Genomic DNA, 26795 nt, shown 5'->3' with positions numbered 1-26795 from the left:
AGAGCACCGAAATGGCTAGCTCCGGAAAGGACTTATGCACGCCTGCAAGAGCCTCGGAACTGGACAAAGTGCCCCTCGCCCGTCACCGTTCTGCCCTTCTCGGAGGAAGGTTGACCATGCGGAAAGACTATGACCACCCGGCCGGAACGGTACACAGCCTCTGGATCGACAGCCAAAGCCTCAAGGGCAACCTGCTGGGAGATCCGGCGCGGCGGCGGATCGACGTCTACGTGCCTGCCGGTCATGAGGGGCGCGGCCTTCCTCTCCTTGTCGATCTGGTCGGGTACACGGCGGGTGGTCCCGCTCACACGAACTGGAAGAACTATGGCGAGAACGTTCCGGAGCGCTTGGATCGGCTGATCGGCACCGGCGCGATGCCTCCGGTTGTCGTGGCCTTTCCCGATTGTTTCACGCGGCTCGGCGGCAACCAGTACATCGACAGCGCCGCCACGGGCCCCTGGGAGACCTTTCTGATCCGGGAAATGCTGCCCTTCGTCGAGGAGCGCTTCGGCTGTGGCGGCGACGGGCGCCGCGGCGTCTTCGGCAAGAGTTCGGGAGGATACGGGGCATTGGTCCATGCCCTGCGCCATGGCGGATCCGTCTGGTCGGCGGCTGCCAGTCATTCCGGCGATGTGGGCTTCGAGTTTCTCTATCACCTGGGCGAATTCGCCAGCGCGTTGCGGCACCTTGTCGATCACGGCATGTCCATTGAGACGTTCATCCGCAAATTCGAGGCGGGGCCGAAGGCCAAGGACACGGATTGGCACACGATGATGATCCTGGCGCAGGCCGCGACCTTCGATCCGGCACCTGCGGAGTTCTACGGCGTGCGGCTGCCAGTGGATCTCGAGACCTGCGAGATAATCGACGAGCGCTGGGCGAACTGGCTGCGCTGGGACCCGCTGCGCATGGCTGATGACGAGGCCCATCGCGAGGCGCTGCGCAAGCTGAAGTGCCTCTATATCGATTGCGGTGATATCGACCAGTACAACATGGTCTATGGATCACGGATCCTGCACCGGAAGCTCGAGGCCGCGGGCATTCCCCACATCTACGAGGAGTTTCACGACAATCACTCCTCGGTCGACTACCGCATGGACACGAGCCTGCCGCTTCTCGCCAAGGCTCTGAGCTGATCGCAGCTCATGCGCCGCCGGGTTCATCCTCCGTCGGCATCTCGCAATGGTTGTGGATGTCGATGGCGGCGGTGGCCGCGTGTCCCATAGCGATGACGATCTGATCGAGCCCGCGCACGATGTCGCCCGCTGCGTAGAGACCCTTGACGCTCGTCTGGCAGTGAATGTCGACGATGAGGCTGCCGCTCGGATCGTGCTCCGCGCCGAGCGAAAGCGCGAGGTCGGACCGATATTTGAGACCCAAGGCGGAATAGAGAACATCGAAGCGAAGTTCTCTGCCGCCCGCATGGAGGGCGGCGATGCGATCATCCTCCAGATCGAGCCGCTCGACCGGATCCTCGACGACGGTGATCCCGAGCGCGTCGAGCTCCTCTTGTCGCTTCAGCGGCTTTTGCAGGCGCTGCCCGAGGGTCAGAAGCGTGACGTCGGGAGAGTACGTCCGCGCGATGAAGATGGCCTCACCGAGACCGTGATCGCCATAGCCGATGACGGCGATGCGCCGGTCGCGGGCCTCATAGCCATCACAGATCGGACAGTAGCGTACGAGCCCCCGCTGCACGGCATTGGGGAGATCGGGCAGATCCGGCTCGATATCGACGCCGCCCGTCGCCAGCAGCACGCGTCTCGCGGCAATCTGGCGGCTCTGTCCTTCGCCTTCGATGACGCCGATGAAGCGATCCGGCTGTTTCCTTAGGCCGGAGACGGTTCCCGCAACCGGACTGACCCCGTATTGCACAAGGCTGTCCCGCTGACGGCCGAGAAGATCCGGCCCCGAAATCCCGTCTGCGAAGACCGGAATGTTGTGGCTTTTTGGGATCCAGGCGGCCCGTGGCGCACCGCCATCGATGATCATGAAGCGGCGCCTGAGACGCGCGAGATAGAGGCCCGCTGTCAATCCCGCCGGACCTCCGCCCACGATGAGGCAATCGAGTATCTCGCTGTTTGACGCCATTCCCCGCCCTGCTGTTTCTGCGATGCATGAGTCTCAACACGCAAGGCGCGGAAAAGATCGAGGGCGGCCGATCAGGATCCCGTCCGGCGCACTCTATCGGCGAAAAGACGGCCCATCTCCCGAGAGAGCAAGGCGTAGACCGAGAACGACCATGATCACGCCGGCCGCCCTCTCCTGCCAGGCGATGAGTCCGGGCCGCTGCGAGAGCCAGTTGCCGATCGTCCCTGCACCCAATGCTACGGCGACCAGGATGAAGAAGCCGGAGAGCTTCTGCACGCCGCCTAGAAACAGCAGTTGCGCCGTGACGGGCCAGCCATTCGCCGGATCGACGAATTGCGGCAGGAAGGCGAGCATGAAGACCATGGCCTTGGGATTGGTCAGGTTGTTGATCATGCCCTGGCGGAGGGCAACCGCATCGGGAACGGGTTGCGGTGCCGACCGGACGAGCTTGCCATGGTGACGGAACGAGCCGATGAGGAGCTTGGCGCCGATCCAGACGAGATAGGCGGCACCGGCCCAGCGGAGAAGCTCGAACGCGAGGGGCGATGCCTGGATCAGCGAAGTCACCCCTAGGGCAAGCAGCGGCAATTGAACGAGCCCCGCCAGGAGCGTCATGCCGACAGCCGTAAGAACGGCCGTGCGCCGGCCCTGCCCGACACCGCGACTGAGCAGCAGGATCATGTCGGGCCCAGGCGCAAGCTGAAGGGCCAGGACGGCCATGTAGAAGGTCAGAAAAGTCGCCAGATTCGGCATAGGTACATTCTCAGTATCGGCCCGTATCAAGGGAGCGATATCGCACCGCTCCCTCCTCCACGGACATACGATTTGTCCAGATCATGCGCCCTTGAGCATTCCGCGCTGAGCGAGGTTCGTCATGAGAGCCGAAAGACCGAATGTCCAGGGCTCGCAGGCATCGCTCGGCAGGATGCGGTTCTGCAATGCCCCGAGCTTCGGGGCGGCGATGGTGACGATATCGCCGGGCTTGTGGGTGAAACCCATCCCTGCCTCGTCCCGGTCCTGGGTTGGCGCGAACATCGTGCCCAAAAATAGCACGAACCCGTCCGGATACTGATGGTTCGCTCCCACCGTCTGCGCCACCAGATCCGTCGGGTCGCGGCTGATCTTGGCGATCGACGAGGAGCCCTCCAGCCGGAACCCGTCCTCCCCCTTCACCGTCAGGGTCACGGTGGTCCGACGCACGTCGTCGAGGGAAAAGCTCTGGTCGAAGAAGCGGATGAACGGTCCAAGCGCGCAGGATGCGTTGTTGTCCTTAGCCTTCGACAAAAGCAGGGCTGAGCGGCCCTCGAAATCGCGCAGGTTGACGTCGTTGCCGAGGCTCGCCCCGACGATCCGCCCCTCGGCGGTGACCACCATGACAACCTCCGGCTCCGGGTTGTTCCAGGTCGACTTGGGATGGATGCCCGCATCCATCAGCGTGCCCACCGAAGAGAGGGTCGGAGCCTTGGTGAACACCTCCGCGTCGGGCCCGATACCAACCTCGAGATATTGGCTCCAGGCACCCTGTGCCACCAATACGGCTTTGAGATCCATGGCTTCCTTCGAGCCGGGTTTGAGGCGGGACAGATCGTCACCGACGAGGCGCGTGACCTCGGCTCGGATCGCGGCAGCGGACGAGGCATCGCCGCGGGCCCGCTCCTCGATCACCCGTTCGAGCATCGAGATGGCAAAGGTGACGCCGGCCGCCTTGATCACCTGCAGGTCGATCGGCGCGAGCAGACAGGGCTTGGCCGGATCCCGAGTGTCCGGCGGGGTATTGGCGAGAATATCGTCGAGCGACCCCATCCGCTCACCCGGCAGGGTTTTGACCGCCTGCGCCGGATCGGCCAGCGCCGCAAGCGCGCTCATCGTCGGGCAAGAGGCGGTAAGATCGAAGACCCCCTCCGGCCGGATCGCCACCACCGATGGGCCGATCCCGGGACGCCACACGCGCCCCCCGAGCGCCGCGACGGATGAATCCTCTGGGAGTGCTGTCGAAAGATCGTCGAATGCCACTTGGCTCATGCCCGATTCCCGCTCTTGAGAGGCGCGCATATTGCCAAGGATCCGGGCTATTTGTCTCCCCTCAAGAATCGTGCCCTTGCATGCAGCCAAACGGAGGCCGCACGTTCAGGTCTCGCCTCAAAGCAGGCGTGGCGCCTCGGATGGCAAAGCGCCCTCATGGGTCAGGAGCCATCGCTTGCGGTGAAGCCCGCCGCCATATCCTGTCAGCGACCCATCGGAACCAACGACCCGATGACACGGCACGATGACGCTGATCGGGTTGGCGCCGTTGGCCAGACCGACGGCCCGGACCGCCTTCGGCATTCCGATTTTTGCAGCGAGCGCCCCGTAGCTGAGGGTCCCGCCGAAAGGAATGTCGGTCAGAGCCCGCCAGACCGTCCGTTGGAACGTCGTGCCGCCCGTGGCCCATCGAAGTCCCGTCAATGCACCAGCATCCCCTTCGAAATAGGCATGCAATGCCCGTCCGACGTCGCTCGGGATCGAGCCGGCCTCGATGGCGATGGCACCGTAGTGAAGGCGCACGCTCCGTTGCAGCCGCCCCTCGAAGTCCTCGAAGAAGAGGGCGCGCAGCACGTCGTTCTCATCGGTGGCCACCAGGGCCGCGCCAACCGGCGTCTCGACCCTGCCTATGACGAGGCGTTGCGGCGTCGCGTCGTCCATTGTGCTGCGCTCCTTCAGTGCCGGCCCATGATGGTCCCGCCACGCACGCATGTCTCGCGGTTTTCGGACATCACCGACACGGCGCTCCACGCAACCTCAGCTGCGCTGGCTCAGGACCAGATAGGCCGCGGCCGTCCATGAGAATGTCCCGCCTCCAAGACCTTCGCCCGTCGTGGGATCGAAATACTCGCAAAAGCCGGCGCGCTCGATCGCCTGAACGGTTCCCTGCTCGATCTCACGGGCCAGATCCTCGGATCCGTTCATGCGCAGGCCGTCCGAGATGAGCCAATTAACGACAGCCCAGACAGGCCCGCGCCAATAGCGCTTCGGCTCGAAGGCCGGCGAGAACGGCGCCGTCGACGGAACTCCGACGACCATCCCGTCGAGCCAGCGTTTGATCTCGGATCTGATGGCCCTGCGTTGCTGGTCATCAAGAGTAAGAGCGACGAGCGGAATGAAGCAGGCTTGCGTCGGTGCTTCGACGTCGCGGTGCGAGACGAGATCGCGCGAGACGAACCGCGACAGATCCTGCCGCCACCGGCGGGCAAGGCCTTCGGTCAAAACCTGATGCATGCGCTCCAGTTCGCCGCGCTCTTCGGGCGAACTCAGGCTCTGCGCGAGGATAAGGAGATCAGCCGTTGAACGCGCCAGAATTCCCGTCATCTGAACATCGGCGATCTTGAACGGCGCGGCCTCCCATTGACGCGCCGGATCCCATTCGCACTCGCGATAGACATCAACCAGATGGATAAAGCGTTGATAATCCTCATCGCGCGGGCGCATCGCGGCATCCACGTGGCCCGTATCCTTGCGCCGGATCGTAGTCTTCGTCGAGGTCGGGACGCGCTTCAGCGCTTCATCCCAGGCCGGCGAGTTGTCGCTACCGCTTTCCCAGGGATGAAGGATTGATACCAGCCCAGTCCCTTCCGGATCGCGCGCCCGCAGCCACCAGCGGTGAGAGCGCAGCGCATTCTGAAACAGCTTGCGCGTCCGCTCCACGGCGTCAGGCCGACCTGCGGCCGACGCAGCCTCGTGAACCTGCCGCAGGGCCATGCCGAAAACCGGAGGCTGCGTGATGCCCGAGGTCGGAATTCGATGCCGCGTCCCCCACACTTCCGGGCCAGGAAAATAAGTGTCGCTCGGCGCATGGAAGATGATGTGCGGGATCATGCCGTCGTCCCACTGCCCTTCCGCCAGGCGTTCGAGCTCCCGATAGGCGCGATCGATGTCGTAGGTCGCGAAGCCGATGGCCACGAAGGCGGAATCCCAGTTCCATTGGAACGGATAGAGGTGCGCGGTCGGGACCGTGTAACCGCCGCGATCGTTCTCAGCGAGAATAGCCCAGGCGGCCTCGCTCATCTTCTTATCTATCTTCATCATCATTCCATTCATGCCCGGCCGACGGCGCGGCCGGTATTGCTGTCGATCCATGTCAGACGAGACGGATCGGCTTTCAGGGCGACCCGCTCTCCCGCGTTGATCGTCGCGGTCGGTGGCGCAACGATCCGCGCCAGCTGGCCGTTGATGGAGCCAGTCAGAAGCAGGTGGGAGCCCATGGGCTCAACCACGCGCACGTCGAACGGGATGCCCGACCCATCCGCTGCAATCATCGCATCCTCGCCTCGCAACCCGAGTTCCATATCTTCGCAGCCGGCCGGGCATGGCAGAGTGATGTTGCCGATCCTGACAATGCCCTGCTCGCAGCGTACCTTGATGAAGTTCATCGGCGGGCTGCCGATGAACCCGCCCACGAAACGGGTCGCCGGAGTCGCGTAGATCTCGAGCGGTGAACCGATCTGTTCGATCTTGCCGCCGTACATGACGGCGATGCGGTCCGCGAGGCCCATGGCTTCGGTCTGATCGTGGGTGACGTAGATGGTCGTCGTGCCAGCCTCGCGCAGAACGGCCTTCAGCTCCGTGCGCATTTCCAGTCGCAGCAAAGCATCGAGATTGGACAGCGGTTCGTCCATGAGCAGGACGGCCGGCTCCACCGCGAGGGCGCGTGCTACCGCGACGCGCTGGCGCTGCCCGCCCGAGAGCTTCGCAGGGTAACGATCCAGATAGCTGTCGATATGCAGCAGGGCGGCAGCTCGTTCCACCTTGCGCTTCACGTCGGCGGTGGATGCCTTCTGCATTCGCAGGCCGAAAGCCACGTTCTCGAACACGGTCATATGCGGGAACACGGCGTAGTTCTGGAACACCATTGCGAGCCCGCGCTTGCGCGGCGTCAATCCGCTGACGTCGCGTCCGCCGATGACCACGCGGCCCGCCGTTTGCGTTTCCAGACCCGCTATGATGCGGAGCAGCGTGGTCTTGCCGCAGCCCGAAGGGCCGAGCAGCGCCACGAACTCACCATCCTCCACGACGAGGGAAACATCCTGCAGCGCCTGGAAGGTGCCGAAGTCCTTGACGACATGATCGATGACGATATCGGCCATGAAATGATCCGTTACTTGCTGGCAATTCCCCACACCGCGAAGAGATATCTCCTGACGGCGAAGATGAAGAGCACGGAGGGAATGATGAGGATGAAGCCGCCTGCGAACCGATAGTGAAGCGGGCTCTCGGAAAGAATCTTGAGAAGATAGGCCGTCAGCGTCCGCTCGCGGACGGTCAGGATCGATGCCGCGAAAACCTCGTTCCATGAAATGACGAAGGCGAAGATCGCGGTTGCGGCGAGGCCCGGCAGCGCCAGCGGCAGCACCACTTTCACAAAGGCCTGGAACCGCGTGCAGCCGAACACCCAGGCAGCCTCCTCGTATTCGCGAGGAATGCCCATGAACAGGCTTTGTGTGACCAGAGCCGCGAACGGAAGAGCCAGTACCGTATGAATGAGCGAGACGCCGAACGGCGTATCGTAGAGACCAATCCGGATGAACGAGACCGTCAAAGGCAGCGCCAGGATCGCCAGCGGAAAGGCGCGCGTGAGAAGGACGAGGAGACGGTAGGCGTTCTGACCACGAAAGGTGTAGCGGGCCAGCGCGTAACCGGCAGGCGCGCCGAGGAGAATGGAGAAGACGACCGTCAGCCCGGCTGCGATGAACGAGTTCATCAAGGCGTTGAAGACGCCTTCGATGTTGAGGAACTGCATCATCGGCGCGACGGAGAGATCGCTCGGCCAGATCGATTTCGGCCAGCGAAATACGCCCGTTCGGCCGCCGAACGCGCCCAGCGCCACGAAATAGATCGGTACCAGAACCCAGGCCAATAAGGCCACAAGTCCAGTCCAGAGAAGAAACCGCCGGGCCGAGGGAAGCATGTAGGCCCGCGGCGCGCCGCTCGCAGGCGCCTGGGACAAACTCGTCGTCATGGGAGCTGCTCCGGACGGGTTCTCAGGGCTCGCAGGTAGACTGCCGTCGCCGCAAGCGAGATCGCCATGATGAGAACTGCGTAGGCCGCGGCCACGCCGTAATTCTGGTTCTCATTCTGCCAGGTATAAGCCTCACCGGCGAGAACCGGGAAGTTGCGTCCGCCCAACGCATAGACGACGGCGAAGACCTCGAAGGCCAGCACGGTACGCAGGATGAGCGCCGATTGAAGGCTGGGCTTCAGGAGCGGCAGCGTGATCTTCCGGAAGCGCGTCCACGGGCTTGCACCGAAGATTTCCGCGGCCTCGGAAAACTCCTTTGGAATGAGCTGCAGACCGGCGATCAGGATGACCAGCACGATCGCCGTGGCACGCCACATTTCGGCGAGTACGATTCCGAAGAACAGCGTCCAGGGCGTCTCCTGCGACAGCCAACCGACGGGGCCGGGTATGACGCCCAGCGCGTAGAGCGCGGAATTGAGATAGCCTGTATTCTGGAGGATCGACAGCCAGGCGAGACCGGCAGCCAGATCCGAAACTCCAAGTGGGATCGTCAAGACCCAGAGCACCATGTCTCGACCCTTATCGAGCTTCGACACCATGGTTGCCATGACCAGCGCCAGGATCACCTGAAGCGGAACGACCACAAGGGTGAGCAGGAACGTGTTGCGGATCGCGAGCCCGAAATTGAGATCGTTCGCCATGCGCTGGTAGTTGGCGAGCGAGACTCCCTCACCGGCCGAGAACGAAAGCCAGACGGTCTGAACGAGGGGAATGATGAAGAGCGCGCCCAGAAAGGCGACGGAAGGCGCGATGAGCGCATAGGGAATCCAGGACGTGCGCGCAGGCATGGGCCGCTCCCGCTCAGAGAGGATGGCCCGGCGGAGGCCGCCGGGCCGCTTGGCGATCATTGGGAGCTCATTGGACCGGGCAGGCGCCCTGGCTCGGCTTGTCCGGCGCCCAGCACGGAGCTCCAGTCTCCTTCATCAGGGCTTCGAGCGTCTTCGCCTGACTTTCAAGCACATCCTTCACCGGCTCGTTCCGGAGAACGATGCGCTGGAACGTGTCCGTATAGACTTTGTTGAACTCGCCGCCCTTCGCGCCGAGACCGACCGGCAGAAGAGACACGAGCGCATCCTTGGCATTCTGCGTCGCCCCGACGGCACCTGCCAGAAGCTTCACGCCGGGCGCCAGATTCGGTGGCAGGTCCGCCTTCACGACCGGGAAGAAGCCGACCTCGGCTGCGGTCAGAAGCTGCGTCTCGGGCTTCGTCATATGCTCGATGACCGCGACGGCTCCGGCGCGATTGGGAGCATCCTTCGGAATCGCGAGGCCCGCGATCACAGGCATGTAGCCGCGTCCCTTCGGCCCCGCCGGTGCCGGGAAGGCCACGAACTGGTCGGGCTGCATGGTCAGAGCGTCCTTCACGCGAGCGATGTGGTCCCAGGCAATCCACACTTCACCGGCCATCAAGGGCTCCTGCATGAAGTTGTAGTTGGTGGAGTTGGGGCTTGAGACGGCCCAAAGCTCCTTCATGGTGTTCCAGCCTGCCTCGGCATCCGCCGACTTGAAGGTGGACACGACACCGCCGGTGAAGGACGGATAGAAATAGCCCTGGAAGAAGCGCGACATCAGGCCCGTCGGTCCTGCCGGAAATCCGAGCCGGCGCTGGCCGGTCTTTTCCGCGATGTTCTTTCCCCATTGCAGCAGCTGGGCATAGGTCAAGGTGTTCACGTCGGCGCCCGCCGGCAGGTATTGCAGCGCCTGCTTATTGGCGACCATCACATAAGTCGCCTGCATCCACGGGATGTATTGCTGCTGACCGGTCCCGAGCTTGCCGAGTTCCATGAGGTTTGCGGGAATGCCGCGGTCGGCGATCTTTGCGACCAGGTCATCGATCGGCTGGAGATCCGCCGGCACATGCGGCTGCAACTCGCCGTGCAACGCCCCGACGACGTCGACGGTGCGTTTGCCGGCCTGGGTTTCGGCCTTCATGCGAACGGCGAATGCTGGCGGCTCGTCAACCACGTAGGTGACCTTGCCGGGAATTCCCTTCAGGAGCACGTCACGGACCTTGCTCGCCTCTTCGATCGGACGAAGCTGGGTTGAGTAGAAGACGGTTTCCTGCGCCTGCGCTGCTGCGAGCCCTCCGAAAAAGGCCGTTGCGACGGCGATGGCGCGAAGCGACACCGGATACGTCATATGTTTCCTCCGTCGGTCCCATTCGCTGCGCCCCTCGGCCCGGGCCCGGGAAGGCCGAGTGGGTTTTTTTCGTCAATTCGCCAATCCGTGGGTGGCTCGTAGAATCTGGCGAAGTGGCAGAATCGTTTGCAGATCGCGCGGATCGCGGCCGCCCAGGCGAGCGATCAGCATCTCCGCGAGCTGCCGTCCGACATCGGGAACGGCGATCTCCATGGTGGAGAGCGGCGGATCCGTGAATGCGGCCGATGGCAGGTTGTCATGCCCGATCACCGCAACGTCCCGCCCGGCGACGAGGCCTCGCTCCTTGAGGGCGCTGAGGGCGCCGGTCGCCATGCTGTCCGTCGCGCAAAGCAGTGCCGTCGGTGGCGAAGGCTGCTGGAGAAGATGCTGTGCCGCCTCATAGCCGCCAGACTCCGTCGGCAGCGCCCCATATTCCGCCCGCTCCGCCAGGTCCTCGGCTTCGAGACCAGCGAGCCATCCGTTCCGCCGCAGGTATGCGAAAGTCAGATCCTGAGGCGCAGCGATATGCGCGATGCGACGGTGCCCCAATGAGGCAAGCAGCTGCACCGCATCATGAAATCCGGCTTCGCCATCCCCATCAACAAACGCGTGCTCAGATGATTCCGCAGTCCGTCCATGAGTGACGAAGGGGATGCCTCTTTCCTTCAGGAAGGTCACGCGCTCGTCATGTCGCCGCGTGCGCACCACGATCACGGCGTCAGCGCGTCCGCCATCCACCAGCCTGCGATAGGTTTCCATCTCCGCCGCAGGACTCATCGTCGGCAGGAGCATCAGGTCGAGCCCCTCCTCGGCCAGACGCTGACTGCAGGCGGCGAGCATGTTCAGAAAGACGGGTGGACCGAACCGGCCCGGCTCGGTCGGCAGCGTGACGGCCACCACCTCCGCCTTGCGGCGCCGGAGGCTGCGAGCGGCCGAATTAGGGCGGTAATTGATGGCCCGTGCCGCAGCCTGAACCCGTTCCCGCGTGGCGGGCGCCACATCCGAATAGCCGTCAAGCGCCCGCGAGACTGTCGTGATCGACAGGCCGAGCGACCGCGCCAGCTGCTTCAGATTGGACACTTTCGTTCGGCCTCCCTCGTGGTGGGATAGCATCCGAAACGTTTTGGAAAGTCAAGCTCGGTGAAATGCGCTTCGGAGCGCACGCATGCTTTTCGAGGATACGGATCTCTCGTGGGAGGAGTGTCTGAGAAGACCGCCGACCTACAGGAAGCGATATGGCGTCCCAGCGCCCCTATGCAAATGCTGGGAGTTTTGTGCGATATGCCCTAAATCAGCGGTTGTTCCACTCCAACTGTCCGGTCGAGCGCGTAACGGCACCACAGGCCACCGCGATGGTCCTTCGAACGCCTTCGGTGATCGAGGTCCCATTGACGAAAGATCTTGTCGTTTAGACCCTCGATCGGTCTCCAATGAGGGCTCGGCATGTCGCGCAGCCACTGAGCGACTGGAATTCCGAATCCCTTCTTAGGACGCTGAAGAATCTGCGACGGCAAAATATCCTTGAGAGCTTCCTTCAGGATCCATTTGGTCGTTCCATTACGGAACTTCGTATGGGCCGGCAGCCTGCTCACATAATCCGCGAGTCCAGAGTGGAGAAACGGCGCGCGGATCTCCAGGCTGTTCATCATTCCGGCCCGGTCGGACTTCATCAATATGTCGTCCGGCAAGTAGAGGTTTGTGTAGAATTCGAGTGTCCGATCGACAAGATTGTCGGCGCGTGAACCATCCCAGAGCTCGATCGCATCCTCATAGAGTTCATCAACGGCGACACGAGTGCCGAAGACACGGGAAATGTCGTCGGGCTCGAGGGCGGCGAGCCAAACAGGATTCCAGACCGACCGAGCCTGGGACATGCCACGCAATGCCCTGTTCAACTTGAACTGAAAGCTCATGTTTCTATCCGAAACGGGGAGTTTCGCGGCCATTGCCCGTATGGCAGCGTGAACGGGACGCGGCACCCATTTCTGATAGTGATCGGCAATCTTCAGGGCTTTGAAGGGATCATACCCGGCAAAGAGCTCATCGCCCCCGTCCCCGCTCAATGCTACTTTGACGTAACGCGATGCATATGCAGAAACCAGATAAGTTGGTATCAGCGAGGGATCGCCCAACGGCTCTGCGAGAGTTTCAAGGATCTTTGACGCAGAGGCGAGCATGAAGTCGACGTCGCAGAATTCGACGTGATGGCTCGATCCGACGAACCTGGCCACCTGTTCCGCATAAGCCGACTCGTCGTAGCTTGCTTCGTGGAATCCGATCGTAAAAGTCGATAGTTCTCCATGAGAACGTTCGCGATTGGCTAGGATCGCAATGGCACTGCTGTCGATCCCTCCAGACAGAAAGACCCCGAGGGGCACATCGCTTTCCAGCCGAGACGCGACTGCCTCCATGAGAAGCGAACGAATCTGGTCGATCCAGTCGCGTTCATTTCCCTCAGGGCGCTGGTCTGGGACAATGGCAAAACGCCAGTATTGACGCTTCTGAACGAAGCCGTCACTCAGCCGATATGTCAGCACCGAACCGGGAAGAAGTTTTTGGACGCCCCGATAAGGAGTCGCAGCCCCCGGCAAGAACGAATACGCAAAGAACTTCTGAAGCGACCTTTCGTCCAGCTGGAGCGCCGCAACGCTTGGATGCTTCCTGAGAGCGGCAAGTTCCGACGCAAAAACAATTCCCTTGTGTGACACGTGATAAAAGAGAGGCTTCTCACCAAAGCGGTCACGCGCCAGAAAAAGTCTTTGCCGCTTCACATCGTAGATAGCGAAGGCGAACATTCCGTCGAGCCGTTCCACGACGGCCTCGCCCCACGCGTCATAGCCACGCAATATGACTTCGGTATCGGAGTGATCGGTCACGAATTGATGACCCAACTGCTCCAGTTCGCGCCTCAGATGGCGATGATTGTAGATCTCTCCATTGAAGACGATCGTCGTACCGGTATCCGAACTAGACATCGGCTGAAGGCCACCGGAGACATCGATGATTGCCAGTCGTCGATGTCCGAGGAAGACCCGATGCGCGGAATCGACGAATGAACCGCTTCCATCCGGTCCGCGGTGCGCGAGGGAGCGCGTCATTTCGTCGAGATCACCCTCCGTTCCAATCCCGACGAATCCGGCTATTCCGCACATGACTACTTGGCAGGACCGATGTTGAGCGTCGAACCGATGATGTAATGCGTCCGCCCTTGCGACTCGAAATAGGTGCGCACGAGAACTTCGCTGATGAGCCCGAGAAGGATGCACATCATGCCGCTCATGAAGCCGGTCACGAAGAGCAGAGGCAAGGGCGTCTGAATGAAGGCGGTTCCCTCAGCGATCTTCAGGAACACTGCGTAGAGGCCTGCCACGAACGCCACGGCAAAGAACAATACGGCAATGAAACCAAAGACATAGATCGGCTTCGCCTGGTATTTGGTCAGGAAGCGCACGAGGATGAGATCGAGCACCACCTTAAAGATGCGATTGAGCCCATACTTCGATACGCCGAATTGGCGAGCCCGGTGATTGACGGGAAGCTCCGTGATCCTTCCCCCCTGCCAGCTCGCGAAGATCGGCACGAACCGGTGCAATTCTCCGTAGAGACGCACGCCGGACAGCACATCGCGACGATAGGCCTTGAGTGTACAGCCATAATCGTTGAGTTTCACACCGGAAACCCAGGATATGATGCGGTTGGCAAGCCAACTCGGTACTTTGCGGACAATCAACTTGTCCTTGCGATCCTTTCGCCAGCCCGAGACCACGTCATACCCTTCGTCGAGCTTGGCAAGAAGGCGCGGAATGTCGGCTGGATCGTTCTGGAGATCGCCATCCATCGGAATGATGATGTCACCACTGGCATGATCGAAACCAGCCATCATCGCTGCGGTCTGACCAGCATTCCTACGGAGGTTGATGACTTTGACACGATCGTCCTTCTCTGCAATACCGCCAATGACCTCCGCCGTACGATCCCAACTTCCATCATTGACTAGGATGATTTCAAATGGGGACTCGATGGAATCCATAACCGGCAGAATGCCATCTACCAGGATCTGAATATTTTCCTCTTCGTTGTAAAGAGGCACGATGATCGACAGACTTGGATTTAGGGAAACATGAGAAGACGTTGCTCGATCCGGCGCGTGCGACTCGATGCCGGGAGCACATCTTTCTGTTAAAGCATTGGCAATCATAGTAAAGCCTCAAGGTTTCAAGGCTAATATCCACATCATGGCGACGGCGCAAGGACTACGTTACAGAATCTGAGGGGCGAGTCATCCTCACTTGGCACAGTAAGCGGCGACTGCCTCCCGAAGACTGAATGAAACGAAAGGGCCGCTGCAAGGCAACATAGTCCACGCGGACGGGGAAACGATGCCTCCGTCCAGCTTCGAGGATCAGGGCCTATTCCGGCCTAATCGGCCATGCTCGTAGCGCCAATGCCACGAGAGGATCGATCCCCCAGAACCATTTCCCTTACGTGGAATCAACTCTCTTCGTTATTGTGCCGCATTTTCTGGCGGCGAGCCGGGCCCACGTTGCCGAAAAATGCACTAGCCTTCACGAATTCGTACCCATCCAAGCATCGGTTCGATTTTCACACTAATTTCAATGGTATAGTTTAGACTTTCTGAAGAATGGTCTGCTTGGTGTCCCGAGAGAACTGGCGAGAGGGAAATATACTTGCGCACTGTAGGAAAACTTTTGCTGGAAGCGCTTAAGGCTCGTCCTCTACCTCATTGGATGGCGGCCGTTTACCTCAGCCTTCGCTGGCAAGCATTCGTCTCTTTCGATGCACGTATATATTATCCTTTTCGGATTCGGATTGGTCGGGGAAGTCGGCTAATCGGACGTGTAACGCTGATTGCCAACGGTGCCATCGAGATTGGCCCTCAGGCAGAGCTTTATGAGGGTTGCTTCATTCACTGTCAGGGTGGAACAGTTCGTATTGGTCAGAACAGCGCACTCGGTCCCAACGTGATCATTTATGGGGGTGGCAACGTCGATATCGGTCAAGCGTGCAGCATTGCAACGCACTCGACAATAGTATCGACCAGCCATCATCATAGCGATGCAACCCGGCCCATTCGCGAACAAGGTTCAAGCGCAAGTAAGGTCACGATCTGCGACGATGTATGGCTTGGGGCACACGCCATTGTCCTGGCTGGTGTCACCATTCAGCCGGGCAGCATTATCGCCGCCGGCGCAGTCGTTTTGAAGGATGTGCCAGAATTCGCAATCTTCGGTGGCGTGCCTGCCCGACTGCTTCGTAAGCGCCACCAAGAAACGTGACCCGCTGACGGCTCAAACACATCGATTGAACACGCGAGGTTACGTAGCACCTCTCTCTTGTCGTTGCCATAGCAAGTCGATCCACAACAGACCCGGAAGGCTCAAACCGATCGTAATCAGGCGGATCAAGATCGCTGCGGCGGCGGAGTTGTCGACGCTCCACCCGATCAGGGTCAGGCAGGCCGTGAGCAAGCCCTCTTGGATACCGAGACCGTTAAATGAAATTGGGACTAATTGGGCGACCATTATCAGACTGACAATCGCAATCAGTGGCAGGAACGTTGGGCGCCCTGGAAGCTCCGGAAGCAGGAACCGGAAGGTGACTGCACCCAGAGCAAGTATCACGACGCTCATCAGAAACCCATTGAAAGCCAACCAGGGATGCTTTCGGTAGGAAAGTACGAGTTCCCAGATTTCACTGAGGCGCCTACTCAGTGCTGGCCAGCGTCGGGCCCAGATGAGCCCGATAGCCGCCAGCAGCACAAGTAACATCGCAGCCAGAACGATCTTGTCAAAATGGACTTCTTCGATGGCTTGCATCAGAGCAGGGACTGTCAGGACGGCAGAAAGGCAGGCAATCGTTGCCAGAATGCTGACAATTCGATTGAGAACGAGGCCAGTTAGGGACTGCATGACGGGTCGCCCAAGCCGGGAGAGGCCAAGCACGATCAGGACATCTCCTCCAACGGTCGAAGGCAGAACGTTTCCTGATGCCAAGCCCAGCCAGTTCAGTCGTATCGCCTCCCTAAACCTAAGCGACACACCAACGATTCTCAGCATGAGTTGCATACGCCACGTTGCAACGAACTGCGCCACAAGAAAGGAAAGAATGGCGCCGGTCATCGAGGCAAAGTTGATCCCTTTCATGGCCGATAGAATGCCCGGCCAATCAAGGACAAAAATTAACAGACTTAGGCAGAACAGGGAAACCGCGACTTGGGCAATGACGAGCAGCGTTCGCATGGATGGAGACCTGATGGGCCTTGGAATTTTGCAGAGCATTAAATCGGCAAAGCGCCGCGGCTCGGGTTTACGAGAAACCGGTCAAGGACAAGTCGAGCCCATAGAAAGCTACGATGATCAGCTTTACGCCCGATATGCTCCTGGCTCCAACGCCGTACGAGGCTGCCATTGAAAAGATGATCAATGCTGAGTTGGTCAGAAACAGGCAAGCCGCCATCCGCCATCCATTGTCCAATGGGAACACCAAATCCCTTTTTGGGACGGTAGACGACATCTCGAGGGAGCAAGGGAGCTACAGCCTTCTTCAGGATGAACTTAGTCTCGTTTCCGCGCAACTTGTAACGGCTTGGTATCCGCCGCACGAAATCGACTAGATCATTGTCAAGGAACGGCGAACGCGCTTCGACGGAGTGCATCATGCTGGATCGATCGACCTTTGTGAGAATGTCGTCCTGAAGATAGAGTTTCGTGTAGAACTGCATGGTGCGATCCAGCAAGTTGTCCTGCTTACAGTTCTCCCACTGCAGGAGGGCTTCTTCGTAGACCTCTTCGATGTTGACGGGCTCTTCCATGACTGCGCGTAACTCACTTGGTGAGAGCGGACCTATCCACGAGGGAAGCCACAAGGCCGGTCCCGCCGAAAGGCCTCGAAGCGTGCGCTTGACACGAAAGTCGAAGCTCATATTGCGATGAGAGATCGGAAGCAGGCCTGAAACAAGCTGAATTGGATTATGGAGCCGCTGAGGCACGACACGATTATAGAGTTGAGCCCAACGCAAGGCTCGGAAGGTATCATACCCCGCGAAAAGTTCATCACTGCCATCGCCGCCCAATGCTACCTTCACATGGGCCGCCACATGACGGAACAGCAGGAAACATGGCAGCAAGGACGCATCTGCCATTGGCTCGTCGAGTCTGCTCAACGCCTCGGCCATCACTTCGATTGCGCTGTCGACCCGAAGCTGGTCGGTATGATGATCGGAACCGATCATCTCCGCGACCTGCTGGGCATAGGTCGATTCATCAAAAGTTTGTTCGGCGAAGCCAATGCTAAACGTCTTGATGGGAATTGGGCTGTGTTGAGCGGCGAGAACTGCGATCGCAGAGGAATCGACTCCGCCACTGAGCAGCACACCGACCGGCACGTCCGCCATCAGGCGCTGTTTGACAGACCGCGAGAGGAGGAGACGAAGCTCTTCCGCATACTCATTCTCAGCATTGTTCGACACGCGTTCGCCTGGATCAAGCACGAAGTCCCAATATTGCTGAACGGAAATACTTCTTGTCGTGACATCGAATCGAAGATTATGTCCGGCAGGAAGCTTATGCACTTCGCGATAAATTGAATTCGGCGCGGGAATGAACCCGAATGCTAAGTACTTCTGAACCGCAATCGTCGACAATGTCGGCCGAAGAGCTGGATGCCGAACCAGAGCGTGGAGTTCTGAAGCGAAAATGAAAGCAGAAGGTGTTGCAGCATAATAAAGCGGCTTTTCGCCGAAACGATCCCGACTGATCCACAGAACCGCAGCCTTGCGATCATAAATGGCAAGGGCCCACATGCCATTCAGCCTGCGCGGGAGGTCCTCGCCCCACTCACGATAGCCATGAAGTAGCACCTCCGTGTCGGAATGATCACTGGCGAAAATGTGCCCTCGGTCTATGAGATCTCGGCGGAGCTCCTGATGATTGTAGATTTCGCCATTGAAGACGATGCCAATCTCGCCGTCAGGCGTCCACATAGGCTGACTACCCCCACCAAGATCGACAATGGACAGACGGCGATGCCCAAGAAAGACGCCTCGGGATGGATCACACCAGAAATTCCCCGCATCAGGTCCACGATGACCAAGCGCGGATGTCATGGCCCGGAGCGTTTCCTCCTCGCCAATCCCAGCGAATCCGGCGATTCCACACATGGTCGTTCAACCTTTCAGATGCTCGCATCAGGGCGGGACTCTGGGGAACTCCTGCCGCGACTCAAAGAATAGAATCACCCTGGCGAAAATGGACCGACTTAAATCCGCCCTTTCGCCTTTATGACGTCCCGGTAGCCCGAGCGCTCTATTTCTTGCGGACGGCCAGAACCAGCGGCGTCTCCCAGTGGAAGACTCGGGACATCACAATTGCTGGCTTCACCAGCTGCAACTTGTGAACGAGTCCCGCAATCTTCTTAGCCGTCCGCAGTGCAGCCCACCCACTAAAATCCAAACTACGCAGTCGGTGCTCAAATACAGAAGAACCCCAGTCCAGAACCTCGATTTCTTCCTTGAAAGGCCTTAGCAGCTTCTCGATCCTACCTTTGCTCAGGAGATTGAGCGTATCGATGTAATCAGGGTCTCGCCCGAACATCCGAACATAAAGTTTGGCCATCCACGCCGGCATATGCGGAAGCCATAAGATGCCATAATGTCCTTCCCACCACGATCCATAGTTTGGCACCACGAATAGCAGCAGACCACCGGGCTTCAAGACACGTAGCGATTCGCTGATCACCTTCTGAGGTGACTGGACGTGCTCGAGAACATTCGATGAGTAGACAAAATCGAAATGCTCGTCTGGGAACGGAATGGCCTCGCCAAAAGCGTCTTGCAGCGCATTTGGAGGCAAGTTGAAATGAGAAAGGAGACGACGCCCAACGTCCAAAGTTGCCGTGAACTCATTGACGCTCGGTTCGATACCAGAGATGTCAAGCCCGTAAGCAACGCGCCCTCGGGTCACGAGAGCGCCACAGCCTGATCCGACCTCGAGAATTTTCTTTCCCTCGAGATCCATATAGCGTCGCATCTCGCCGATCTGCTCGTCGATTCGAGCATCGGACAGCATATCCTGAACCACATATTCCAATGGGACGCGCGTAACCCGATCGAATCCCGTCCGAACAAAACCGTCGATGAGAATCTGCTTCAACTTCGCAAACTGTGGATGATCGCTCAGTTTGGGAGCGAGATCAGGTCTATTCTGCATGGTTGCGCTAGGCATTCCTCACCGCCTTCACCACGAAAATAGTTGCACTCTTGATACGGCCAACTCGATCTTGAATGCAGTTCGCCTCGAACCCATTACGCCGGAACAATTCGACGATCTCTTCGATCGAATAGAACGTCTTGTAGGGAGGATAATACCAATCTTCGACCTGCGCTTGAATCGAGATGTTGTCGGTACGAAGGTTCGTCTGCCGACCGACCAGCGTACCGTGCACATGCGTGAGAGCAGTGAAGAAATCACAGACGAACTTCTTGCGGCGCGGGCCATTCATGAAAGTCCGACAGAAATGACGGGTCAATTCATGAAAGGGAGTGAGCCAGGTCTTTAGATAGAGGCCCAAGTAGATGACCCCACCAGGCTTCGTCACGCGCATGAGGTTATGGATCACCTTCATGGGATCGGGCGCCATCATGGCAACACCCCAACACCAGACAAGATCGAAGCTAGTGTCCGGTAGGGAAAGGTTCTGCAAATCCTGCCGCTCGAACGATATGTTCTTGCGCCCGAAATGTTCCGCTTGCTTGCGCGCTGTCTGGATGCATTCGGATGACACGTCGACGCCGACGACTTGGTCTGCGCGCTCGGACAAAGCAACACTGCAGATTCCATGGCCACAACCCGCGTCAAGAGCGCGCCCGACATGCGCCTCTGAAACAGTCATCGCAACATATTCGCGCGTCTTATCTAGAACAGGGACTGATTTTGGCCAGAATTGGTCGTAGAATTCTGCAGTTTTGACATCAAGTTGGGACATGCCCGTTTTCCTACTTTTTACGTCGTTAATAACTGATCAATCCACAACCTCGAGGCAACCCTGGCAAGTTATCGAGCCGCATTGCAACCGTTACCACTGCATATCGAGTGCGCGGGAGCTTTAACGCCCAAGAAGCAAGGCGTCAAACTATGTTTCACAGGCCTAATGATGCAGTCTGGGCAGGAAGGCTATTAGGCTCGTTTCAGGTCGTACGCCTGGAAATATCCGTGACGTCGGACAGCACCTCTACGTTACCTTGCGGCAACAGCACAGCATCATATCCGAGTCCACGAACGGGAGAGTTCCGCGAGCAACGCACCTGAGCCATGACCATAGGTTACCGAAGGAGACTCCAAGCCAGTCAGAACGGAACACTCAAATCCAATAGAATAAGATAGACCTGAAACATTTCAGTTAATCTTGCGAGATTCGTATAACAGGATACCTTACGGTCGATTGCATCCGTCGTTATACCGCGACGCAATAAAATAACTAACTTCCATGGTTTACATTATATTTATTTAGCCTCATATAAATTATAATCTCCGTATTCTCCAATATATCTCAAATAGCCTATTGAAAGCTTTCTTCTACTGATCACGAAACGCACTCGATGCTTGCCAAGGGCCGATTCTTCCAATTCCCTCAATGCGCGTAGCGTGCCATTCAATAATGCATCTCTTGTCGTTGTTACGTCTAAAGTAAAATCGTGAAATATACCAAAGCGGTCTGACCCTATTTGATCAATATCCTCACTTTTCAAAACTCGCTGAACGCTATCTACATACCCGAATGCCGAACGTCCGCCACAGATTGCGATGTATTTCCGCACCACCCCTGAATGAACAGAGAACTCGCTCAGCAACGAGCCGTTCGTGTCATCGCAAATTCCATCGAAAAGAACCGCCTCCTCTGCCTCGCGAAGCGCGCGAATTTGAATAGCCGCATGATTGAGAGAGCTAATGTTGTATGGCCAGAAATACTTCCCTGAAATTATCAATTCCTGATAGCCTCGCTGAAACGTAGCGAGAAGCATTCCACTTGCAACTATCGCAGCTCCGATTGCGAATATACTACGCCCTCTTGGGTTGGCATATTGCGGGAACAGCCCCGAGAGCGCTTTGATGGTTCCAGAGTAAAATAAACTTGCCCCCGAAACCAGAAAGATAGCCAAGAACGGATAATATGGAATAATATACCGCGCGCCCAGAACTTGGTCAGTGCCAATTGTTATCGACAGAGGGGCACCCCACCATGCAAGCCGGCTCCAGGCCGGACCGACCTTGTCGACCAACATGAGCCCAGCGGAATGATAGAGAACGGCAGTAAGTATACTTTGGAGAAAAAGTATACTGTAAATAATCCAATAGCTTTTGTTCCTAAAATTAGCAACATAACCCAGCAAAAAAATTACCATGCAAGGATAGCCTGGGAAGACCTCGGAGGCAAAAAGGACAGGAACGATCGGAATAAAAAGCAAATTCGCGATAGATTTCCAGAAACCAATTTCTACAGCGGAATTAATTATATCGAATTCCTGCGTTCTCCCAAACAAGATCACTTCACAAGCTTTTAATACTATAAAGATCAAAATTGAACTAAGCGCAGACCTAAAAATATCCCTACGCATCCCCTCATTTTCAATGAGACCCAATAAAACAAACAAAGGGAACACTAAAATACCCTCTGGCCGCGAATAGGCAACAAGAACAGCTAATCCAACAGCTATATATTTGCGCTTATAGAAAGAAATAAATAACAATAGGCATCCCAGAAATGGGATGCTTGGATCCACTGACGTCGATATAATAGCGAAGACAGGATGAATGATCACAACCAACACTGCAAATAACCGAATATGCCAATTCGGCAAATTTCGATTATTCGATGCAATAAACAAGGATAAGCTTATTCCTAATAATGACAGAAGAATTAACTTCGTAAAAATATATAATGCATCTAGATTTCGAGAGAATAAATAAGCCGGAATCAACTCCAGTAGTGACAGCAGCTTGTCTGAGCCCCCCGACCATGTGAAAAGCCCTCGCGACCATAGCTCTGCCCGAGTCAAGTACTCGCCAAAGTCATTATGGTTGTCGATCCACCACACGCTGTAGGTGAGGTATATATAAAAGGCCGATAACACACCGAGAATGAAGCGCAGCGTGGAGATCCAAAGTCGCCCTTCGCACCCGCTAAACTTGGATTCCGCAGCAACCATGGTGCCTAATTCACGGCTGTGCGTCTAAAGACAAACTCGTTACATCCGGTCGGCACTTCTGCGGGAATCTCGGCTATGCATTCGAAACCTAGTGTACCGACCATTCTTTTCATCTCGTCGCGTGAGCCGTATTCGTAAGGGTAACCTCCTACCCAGTCGACTACGTTGTAGTAGAAATCCATCCCGCGTGTTTGACGCGTCGGCGCGCGACCCGTGACAATAAGCTTTGCGAGCCAAATGACCGGATACAGAGCGGCGATCAGGAATTTTTGCATCCAGCTCGGCGCACTGCAATACAGCCACTTGATGAAAAGCCAAGGCCGCGACGACCAATGTCTGTTGTAGATCGCGATCACTATGTGTCCGCCCGGGCGTACGAGAGAGGCCGCATTCTTGATTGCGAGGTCCATACGTCCAGTATGATGGAGTACACCCCAGGAATGAACAATGTCATATCCTCCGTCAGGCTGTGCCACAGGATGCTGACGGAGAGCCTCTCTCGTATGGTCATCGAGAATGGAGCCGATGACCACAGAAATGCGGGATTTTGGATCGCCCTCGAAGAACTTAGACGTGACAGCGAGCGCTTCTGCGCAGCGTGGATTGATGTCGCAGCCGACAACCTTTGCCCCAGCTTCAGTGGCGAGAAGCAGACTGAGCCCCTGACCAAAGCCAATATCAAGGAACGACTTTTCCCGGAGCTCAATTCCCGCGAGAAGGTGTCTGAAGTCTTCCCGGGCTTGCACAACCTTCTTTGTGCTCAGCACGGTGCTGCTGTAGCTCAGCCAGTTCTTTCCGAAGTCAAACTGCATCGATATTCCTATTCGGGGCTTGAGGATGGCTCGGCCATCTTTCAACAAGATCAAGATATGCTTCTGCGACAGCGCGCCAATTGAACTCGCGCTCGACACGGACGCGTGCATTTCGCCCCAAATTCTCTCGTAAGGAGGAGTCGGCAGACAGCAATGAGATTGCATTTGCAAGGGTATTTGCATCATCGGGAGGGACAAGAAAGCCAGTCTCTCCATCGACAACTAGCTCTTCCGAACCGCTAATTCGAGTGGCTATAGCTGGGAGACCGCTCGCCATAGCCTCGAGCAAAACATTCGGCATTCCCTCATCGCGAGACGGTAAGACAAAGATGTCTGCCGATTGATAGAGGATCGGCAGCTCTGACCGGTCAGCCCAGCCATGGAACATAACGTTGTCCTGGATGGCGAATTCCCGAGCCATGGCTTTGAGCATATTGCGCTCTGGTCCGTCGCCAACAACAAGTAACTCCATATCAGGAGAAGCTACCTGGGTCATCGCCCGAAGCAGAACATCGATTCCCTTTTGATGCTGCAGACGCCCAACGAAGAGAAGCCGGAGCCGAGCTCGAGCATCGCCTCGTCGATCTGGCCGAAACCGCTCTCCATCCACTCCGTTGGGTATGACTGAAATCGGAAGCTCTGAGGCGGATTGTTGAGCGAGCTCCCGCAACCCTTGGCTGTTCGCAACGACGGCCGCTGCTCTCAGCCAGAACCAGACGATCAGAGGACGGAGGAGCTTGTGATACGTATTGAGATCATAAGGCTGGTATCCGGGGACATCCCCGCCCCTTAAAGAAATGATGTATGGTATGCCGTAGAGTGCTTTGGCGACCCAAGCAACCGGCCCCGAAGGGATTCCAAAAAACGCGATTATAACAGACGGCCGCTTCCTGCGAATGAAGGTGGATATCGCCAGCATTGCCGACGCCATGAATACGATCATTTCAAAGGGCGTGCAGCGGTCGACTCGCCGTCGGATCGTCCAGATTCGCCGAACACGATACCCATTTACCAATTCGTTGTTTTGTAAGCCTGGAAAGCGAGATGTCAGGACAGTCACATCATGGCCCAAGGCTGCCATTTCGCGCGCAATGTTGGCTGTCGCGTTGCCTGCCCCTCCCCCGAGGGGAGGCAACTCGTAATTGACGATGACGATACGCACCCACTCGGCTCCTCAGTTGGACACGACCAACGGCTTACGGAGCACAGCGATGTGATTTTGGGCAAAGCGACGATCTCGGTCAATCATACCATCGAGCCATCGGACGATCGCTGTCATAGCACGTGTGAGCGGGCTGATTAAGCTCCGCAGGCGCAACTTCCACAAGGCTGATGAAAGCGCCATCGAGATCGGATTGATAACTACCTCTGCGAGCCCGCCCGTCGGTCGGAGCACGGCGAGCTCATAACCATGGGCTTTCGCCAAATGTCGGATCGCATAGCTTGTAAACCGGAAGTAATCGTATGGGTCGCCATGCCTGTAGAACAGAAATGGCACTGAGAGCACCAAGCGCCCCCCGGGCTTCAGGATACGATGCATCTCGGACAGGGCTTGGTTGAAATCGATCAGATGCTCAAGGACTGAGCAGCAGAACACGGTGTCATAGGAATCATTATCGAAAGGCAGGGTTTTTGTTAGATCGACAATGAATTCGATGTCCTCATGCGTCTTCTCCAGATCGGCAGCTTGATAGTGCGGCGAGGCACGCATGAGTTCGGTACGCCAAGCCATTTGGCCTGCACCGAGATCCAAAACTGATCCTGAAACATGCTCAGCGATTAACGGCGCCATATCTTTGAAAAATGACCAGTTTTGAATCGCTATCGTCCAATAGGCTCTGGTGCCGATCGTTCCATTGTTGACATCGCGCCAAGCCGCGGCCCACCCCTTAGGGGCCAGCTGATCGTTATTTACCATGTTTACCATACGGTCCGAAGTACGAACTGCCATTCCTTAATCCGCCGGCCAAACTGAGAGACCAAGATTGCTTTTAATGATTTTCCATGGGTCGCTATATCCCTGAAGACCTACATTTTGAAGCTGAACCCTGATCATCCCCGGTCGCGTAATGGCCCCTGTCACCAGGACGGCCCACACCGAGCAGACGATAGCCCAATAAATTCGACGAGAGGCGAATTTCGCCTGGAGATGCTCAAGCAAAAAGCTCAAAAGCAATGCAACGCCGCAGATACTGATAATCGTTTTGTAATGGAGAGCAGGAGCGCTGTTGTATGGACGGAATTTGATCAAGAGATAAGTGCAGAACCCCGTAACGATTATCAGCATGCCGCATATGACAGTCGGATAGACTGTTGAGCGCGACTCCAGAGAGCGGCGGAAGGTCGTATAGCCAGATGCAAAGAAGATCGTGGCTGTAATCCCTGCAAAATAACGCCAGAAGAAGAGATGATTCATCACCACGAGTTGCTGATACTGTTGGTGATATCCATTTTGCTCAGCAATGATGCGCTCTGGGCCCAAGACTGTGAGCGAGTTGGAAGAGGTTAAGAATGAAGGAAAAAAGTTCGACACGGACATGTAAAGGAAAGTGAAGAAATTCGTCACAAAATCCTCCACCATAAGAAGGAAGCTACCATAGGTAAGGATCAGCTCCTCCTCAGCCCCTGGTCCCATATACTGGCCCGCCACCGACATCCGTATGGGCAAATAGATCAGAAGCAGAACAAGCGTTATAGCCCCAAGCTTAAAACTCAGGCGCCGGAAATTTTCATGGCGATGGATACCAGACCAGATAAATAGATATAGGCAACACAAAATTAGTCCTATTGCGTAGTTGATCCAAATCTCCGTTGCGAGCGCGAGAACCACTATACTAATGACAAACCACAACAACGATTCATTGCTACCATTATTGCTAATGCAAATATGAATAGTATAGATATTTATGAAAATATACCCCAAAACGATGTAATGAAGGAGCGTCAACCCAAGCGTAGATGCATAGATCAACTGCGTACCAAAAAGCATCGCCGTCGTTAGAGTGACCGCAAAGACGCGGGAGCGTCCAGCGAACCGGGACAACAAATAACCAGCAACTGCAGTCATTGAGCTAAGAATAAGATAGATGCTGAATGTAGAAAAATAGAGAGAAAGAGCGTAAAATGGAAGAAGGCTTGTAGGAACCCAATGGTATCGTCCCGTTTCAAGCTCCTGCGGCCACAATAGAGCCAGGGGATTCGCCCTCAAATAGGAATCGACGCTCTCGAAAATTCGATGATTTACCAAGAACGGCAGCGATCTCTCGAAGATTACCTTGAAGGCGACACTCAGGCCCAAGAGTAGTGCAAGGGCGAGAAAATCGCGCCAATCCACGCGAGGAGATCTGAACCCGACCTGTTGCAAGCCACTGGCGTTCACAGAAGAGGAATGATGCACTGCAAGTCCTAATCTCAGAATAGCGAAGATTCGTGTCGGCTAAATAAATTTCAGCCCCATCGAGGCAAGCGACCTAATATATCG

At 57.1% G+C, this 26795-nt stretch carries 23 protein-coding genes; 2 read left to right on the top strand and 21 right to left on the bottom strand.

Annotated features, from left to right (window positions below):
• Positions 1–116 precede the first annotated feature (116 nt).
• Positions 117–1136 (top strand): alpha/beta hydrolase, encoded by a 1020-nt coding sequence (locus K9B37_RS08205; RefSeq protein WP_224312601.1) that lies wholly within the window; start codon positions 117–119, stop codon positions 1134–1136.
• A gap of 7 nt (positions 1137–1143) precedes the next feature.
• Here the strand turns inward: K9B37_RS08205 and K9B37_RS08200 are convergent, their stop codons facing one another.
• The 12 genes from K9B37_RS08200 to K9B37_RS08145 all read right to left on the bottom strand — a co-directional run bounded on the left by K9B37_RS08200 (position 1144) and on the right by K9B37_RS08145 (position 14381).
• Complete coding sequence (locus K9B37_RS08200; RefSeq protein WP_224312600.1) at positions 1144–2088, bottom strand: NAD(P)/FAD-dependent oxidoreductase; 945 nt, start codon at positions 2086–2088, stop codon at positions 1144–1146.
• A 93-nt stretch (positions 2089–2181) separates the two neighbouring features.
• Entirely contained in the window at positions 2182–2841 is a 660-nt protein-coding gene (locus tag K9B37_RS08195) for a LysE family translocator (RefSeq protein WP_224312599.1), read from the bottom strand.
• 81 nt (positions 2842–2922) lie between these two features.
• On the bottom strand, positions 2923–4110 hold the full coding sequence (locus tag K9B37_RS08190) for a fumarylacetoacetate hydrolase family protein (RefSeq protein ID WP_224312598.1): 1188 nt from the start codon (positions 4108–4110) through the stop codon (positions 2923–2925).
• Between the two features lie 117 nt (positions 4111–4227).
• Positions 4228–4770 carry a methylated-DNA--[protein]-cysteine S-methyltransferase gene (locus K9B37_RS08185; RefSeq protein ID WP_224312597.1) on the bottom strand — a complete coding sequence of 181 codons (543 nt, stop codon included), beginning with the start codon at positions 4768–4770 and terminating at the stop codon, positions 4228–4230.
• 96 nt (positions 4771–4866) lie between these two features.
• A complete protein-coding gene (locus tag K9B37_RS08180; RefSeq protein WP_439651697.1) occupies positions 4867–6153 on the bottom strand; it encodes an MGH1-like glycoside hydrolase domain-containing protein in 1287 nt (428 codons plus the stop codon).
• A gap of 5 nt (positions 6154–6158) precedes the next feature.
• Complete coding sequence (locus K9B37_RS08175) at positions 6159–7208, bottom strand: ABC transporter ATP-binding protein (RefSeq protein WP_224312595.1); 1050 nt, start codon at positions 7206–7208, stop codon at positions 6159–6161.
• Between the two features lie 11 nt (positions 7209–7219).
• Positions 7220–8080, bottom strand: coding sequence for a carbohydrate ABC transporter permease (locus tag K9B37_RS08170; protein WP_224312594.1), 861 nt, complete (start codon positions 8078–8080; stop codon positions 7220–7222).
• Positions 8077–8928 carry a carbohydrate ABC transporter permease gene (locus K9B37_RS08165; protein WP_224312593.1) on the bottom strand — a complete coding sequence of 284 codons (852 nt, stop codon included), beginning with the start codon at positions 8926–8928 and terminating at the stop codon, positions 8077–8079. Before K9B37_RS08165 ends, K9B37_RS08170 begins: the two co-directional genes overlap by 4 nt.
• 67 nt (positions 8929–8995) lie before the next feature.
• The gene (locus K9B37_RS08160) at positions 8996–10279 is read right to left on the bottom strand and encodes an ABC transporter substrate-binding protein (RefSeq protein WP_224312592.1); all 1284 of its coding nucleotides are present in this window, start codon (positions 10277–10279) and stop codon (positions 8996–8998) included.
• Positions 10280–10351: 72 nt separating this feature from the next.
• Positions 10352–11359, bottom strand: coding sequence for a LacI family DNA-binding transcriptional regulator (locus K9B37_RS08155; protein ID WP_224312591.1), 1008 nt, complete (start codon positions 11357–11359; stop codon positions 10352–10354).
• A 206-nt stretch (positions 11360–11565) separates the two neighbouring features.
• Positions 11566–13431, bottom strand: a complete 1866-nt coding sequence (gene asnB, locus K9B37_RS08150) for an asparagine synthase (glutamine-hydrolyzing) (RefSeq protein ID WP_224312590.1) — start codon at positions 13429–13431, stop codon at positions 11566–11568.
• Positions 13432–13433: 2 nt separating this feature from the next.
• The gene (locus K9B37_RS08145) at positions 13434–14381 is read right to left on the bottom strand and encodes a glycosyltransferase family 2 protein (protein WP_224312823.1); all 948 of its coding nucleotides are present in this window, start codon (positions 14379–14381) and stop codon (positions 13434–13436) included.
• A 586-nt stretch (positions 14382–14967) separates the two neighbouring features.
• On the opposite strand from K9B37_RS08145, the gene K9B37_RS08140 reads away from it, so the two are divergent.
• Positions 14968–15576, top strand: coding sequence for an acyltransferase (locus K9B37_RS08140; protein ID WP_224312589.1), 609 nt, complete (start codon positions 14968–14970; stop codon positions 15574–15576).
• A gap of 39 nt (positions 15577–15615) precedes the next feature.
• Here the strand turns inward: K9B37_RS08140 and K9B37_RS08135 are convergent, their stop codons facing one another.
• The 9 genes from K9B37_RS08135 to K9B37_RS08095 form a co-directional block, all read right to left on the bottom strand.
• Positions 15616–16539, bottom strand: a complete 924-nt coding sequence (locus K9B37_RS08135) for a lysylphosphatidylglycerol synthase transmembrane domain-containing protein (protein ID WP_224312588.1) — start codon at positions 16537–16539, stop codon at positions 15616–15618.
• A gap of 38 nt (positions 16540–16577) precedes the next feature.
• Positions 16578–18458 carry an asparagine synthase (glutamine-hydrolyzing) gene (asnB, locus tag K9B37_RS08130; RefSeq protein ID WP_224312587.1) on the bottom strand — a complete coding sequence of 627 codons (1881 nt, stop codon included), beginning with the start codon at positions 18456–18458 and terminating at the stop codon, positions 16578–16580.
• A gap of 145 nt (positions 18459–18603) precedes the next feature.
• The gene (locus K9B37_RS08125; protein ID WP_224312586.1) at positions 18604–19521 is read right to left on the bottom strand and encodes a class I SAM-dependent methyltransferase; all 918 of its coding nucleotides are present in this window, start codon (positions 19519–19521) and stop codon (positions 18604–18606) included.
• Positions 19514–20281, bottom strand: coding sequence for a class I SAM-dependent methyltransferase (locus K9B37_RS08120; RefSeq protein WP_224312585.1), 768 nt, complete (start codon positions 20279–20281; stop codon positions 19514–19516). The genes K9B37_RS08125 and K9B37_RS08120 overlap by 8 nt, the downstream gene beginning before the upstream one ends.
• Positions 20282–20798: 517 nt before the next feature.
• Entirely contained in the window at positions 20799–22502 is a 1704-nt protein-coding gene (locus K9B37_RS08115; RefSeq protein WP_224312584.1) for a glycosyltransferase family protein, read from the bottom strand.
• 5 nt (positions 22503–22507) lie between these two features.
• A complete protein-coding gene (locus K9B37_RS08110; RefSeq protein ID WP_224312583.1) occupies positions 22508–23314 on the bottom strand; it encodes a class I SAM-dependent methyltransferase in 807 nt (268 codons plus the stop codon).
• Positions 23304–24476, bottom strand: coding sequence for a glycosyltransferase family 4 protein (locus K9B37_RS08105; protein ID WP_224312582.1), 1173 nt, complete (start codon positions 24474–24476; stop codon positions 23304–23306). Before K9B37_RS08105 ends, K9B37_RS08110 begins: the two co-directional genes overlap by 11 nt.
• 12 nt (positions 24477–24488) lie before the next feature.
• A complete protein-coding gene (locus K9B37_RS08100) occupies positions 24489–25265 on the bottom strand; it encodes a class I SAM-dependent methyltransferase (RefSeq protein WP_224312581.1) in 777 nt (258 codons plus the stop codon).
• Positions 25266–25268: 3 nt separating this feature from the next.
• Positions 25269–26648 carry a hypothetical protein gene (locus K9B37_RS08095; protein WP_224312580.1) on the bottom strand — a complete coding sequence of 460 codons (1380 nt, stop codon included), beginning with the start codon at positions 26646–26648 and terminating at the stop codon, positions 25269–25271.
• Positions 26649–26795 lie beyond the last annotated feature (147 nt).

It is taken from the genome of Microvirga puerhi, from assembly GCF_020089865.1.
In the GTDB taxonomy this organism is placed as follows: Bacteria; Pseudomonadota; Alphaproteobacteria; order Rhizobiales; family Beijerinckiaceae; genus Microvirga; species Microvirga puerhi.
Note: the sequence above shows the minus strand (reverse complement) of the source record. Positions and strands in the feature narration are given on the sequence as shown.

Coding starts and splice junctions, on each gene's coding strand:
- K9B37_RS08205 (WP_224312601.1), top strand. CDS start 117: ATGCGGAAAGACTATGACCACCCGGCCGGAACGGTACACAGCCTCTGG.
- K9B37_RS08200 (WP_224312600.1), bottom strand. CDS start 2,088: ATGGCGTCAAACAGCGAGATACTCGATTGCCTCATCGTGGGCGGAGGT.
- K9B37_RS08195 (WP_224312599.1), bottom strand. CDS start 2,841: ATGCCGAATCTGGCGACTTTTCTGACCTTCTACATGGCCGTCCTGGCC.
- K9B37_RS08190 (WP_224312598.1), bottom strand. CDS start 4,110: ATGAGCCAAGTGGCATTCGACGATCTTTCGACAGCACTCCCAGAGGAT.
- K9B37_RS08185 (WP_224312597.1), bottom strand. CDS start 4,770: ATGGACGACGCGACGCCGCAACGCCTCGTCATAGGCAGGGTCGAGACG.
- K9B37_RS08180 (WP_439651697.1), bottom strand. CDS start 6,153: ATGATGATGAAGATAGATAAGAAGATGAGCGAGGCCGCCTGGGCTATT.
- K9B37_RS08175 (WP_224312595.1), bottom strand. CDS start 7,208: ATGGCCGATATCGTCATCGATCATGTCGTCAAGGACTTCGGCACCTTC.
- K9B37_RS08170 (WP_224312594.1), bottom strand. CDS start 8,080: ATGACGACGAGTTTGTCCCAGGCGCCTGCGAGCGGCGCGCCGCGGGCC.
- K9B37_RS08165 (WP_224312593.1), bottom strand. CDS start 8,928: ATGCCTGCGCGCACGTCCTGGATTCCCTATGCGCTCATCGCGCCTTCC.
- K9B37_RS08160 (WP_224312592.1), bottom strand. CDS start 10,279: ATGACGTATCCGGTGTCGCTTCGCGCCATCGCCGTCGCAACGGCCTTT.
- asnB (WP_224312590.1), bottom strand. CDS start 13,431: ATGTGCGGAATAGCCGGATTCGTCGGGATTGGAACGGAGGGTGATCTC.
- K9B37_RS08135 (WP_224312588.1), bottom strand. CDS start 16,539: ATGCGAACGCTGCTCGTCATTGCCCAAGTCGCGGTTTCCCTGTTCTGC.
- asnB (WP_224312587.1), bottom strand. CDS start 18,458: ATGTGTGGAATCGCCGGATTCGCTGGGATTGGCGAGGAGGAAACGCTC.
- K9B37_RS08125 (WP_224312586.1), bottom strand. CDS start 19,521: ATGCCTAGCGCAACCATGCAGAATAGACCTGATCTCGCTCCCAAACTG.
- K9B37_RS08120 (WP_224312585.1), bottom strand. CDS start 20,281: ATGTCCCAACTTGATGTCAAAACTGCAGAATTCTACGACCAATTCTGG.
- K9B37_RS08115 (WP_224312584.1), bottom strand. CDS start 22,502: ATGGTTGCTGCGGAATCCAAGTTTAGCGGGTGCGAAGGGCGACTTTGG.
- K9B37_RS08110 (WP_224312583.1), bottom strand. CDS start 23,314: ATGCAGTTTGACTTCGGAAAGAACTGGCTGAGCTACAGCAGCACCGTG.
- K9B37_RS08100 (WP_224312581.1), bottom strand. CDS start 25,265: ATGGCAGTTCGTACTTCGGACCGTATGGTAAACATGGTAAATAACGAT.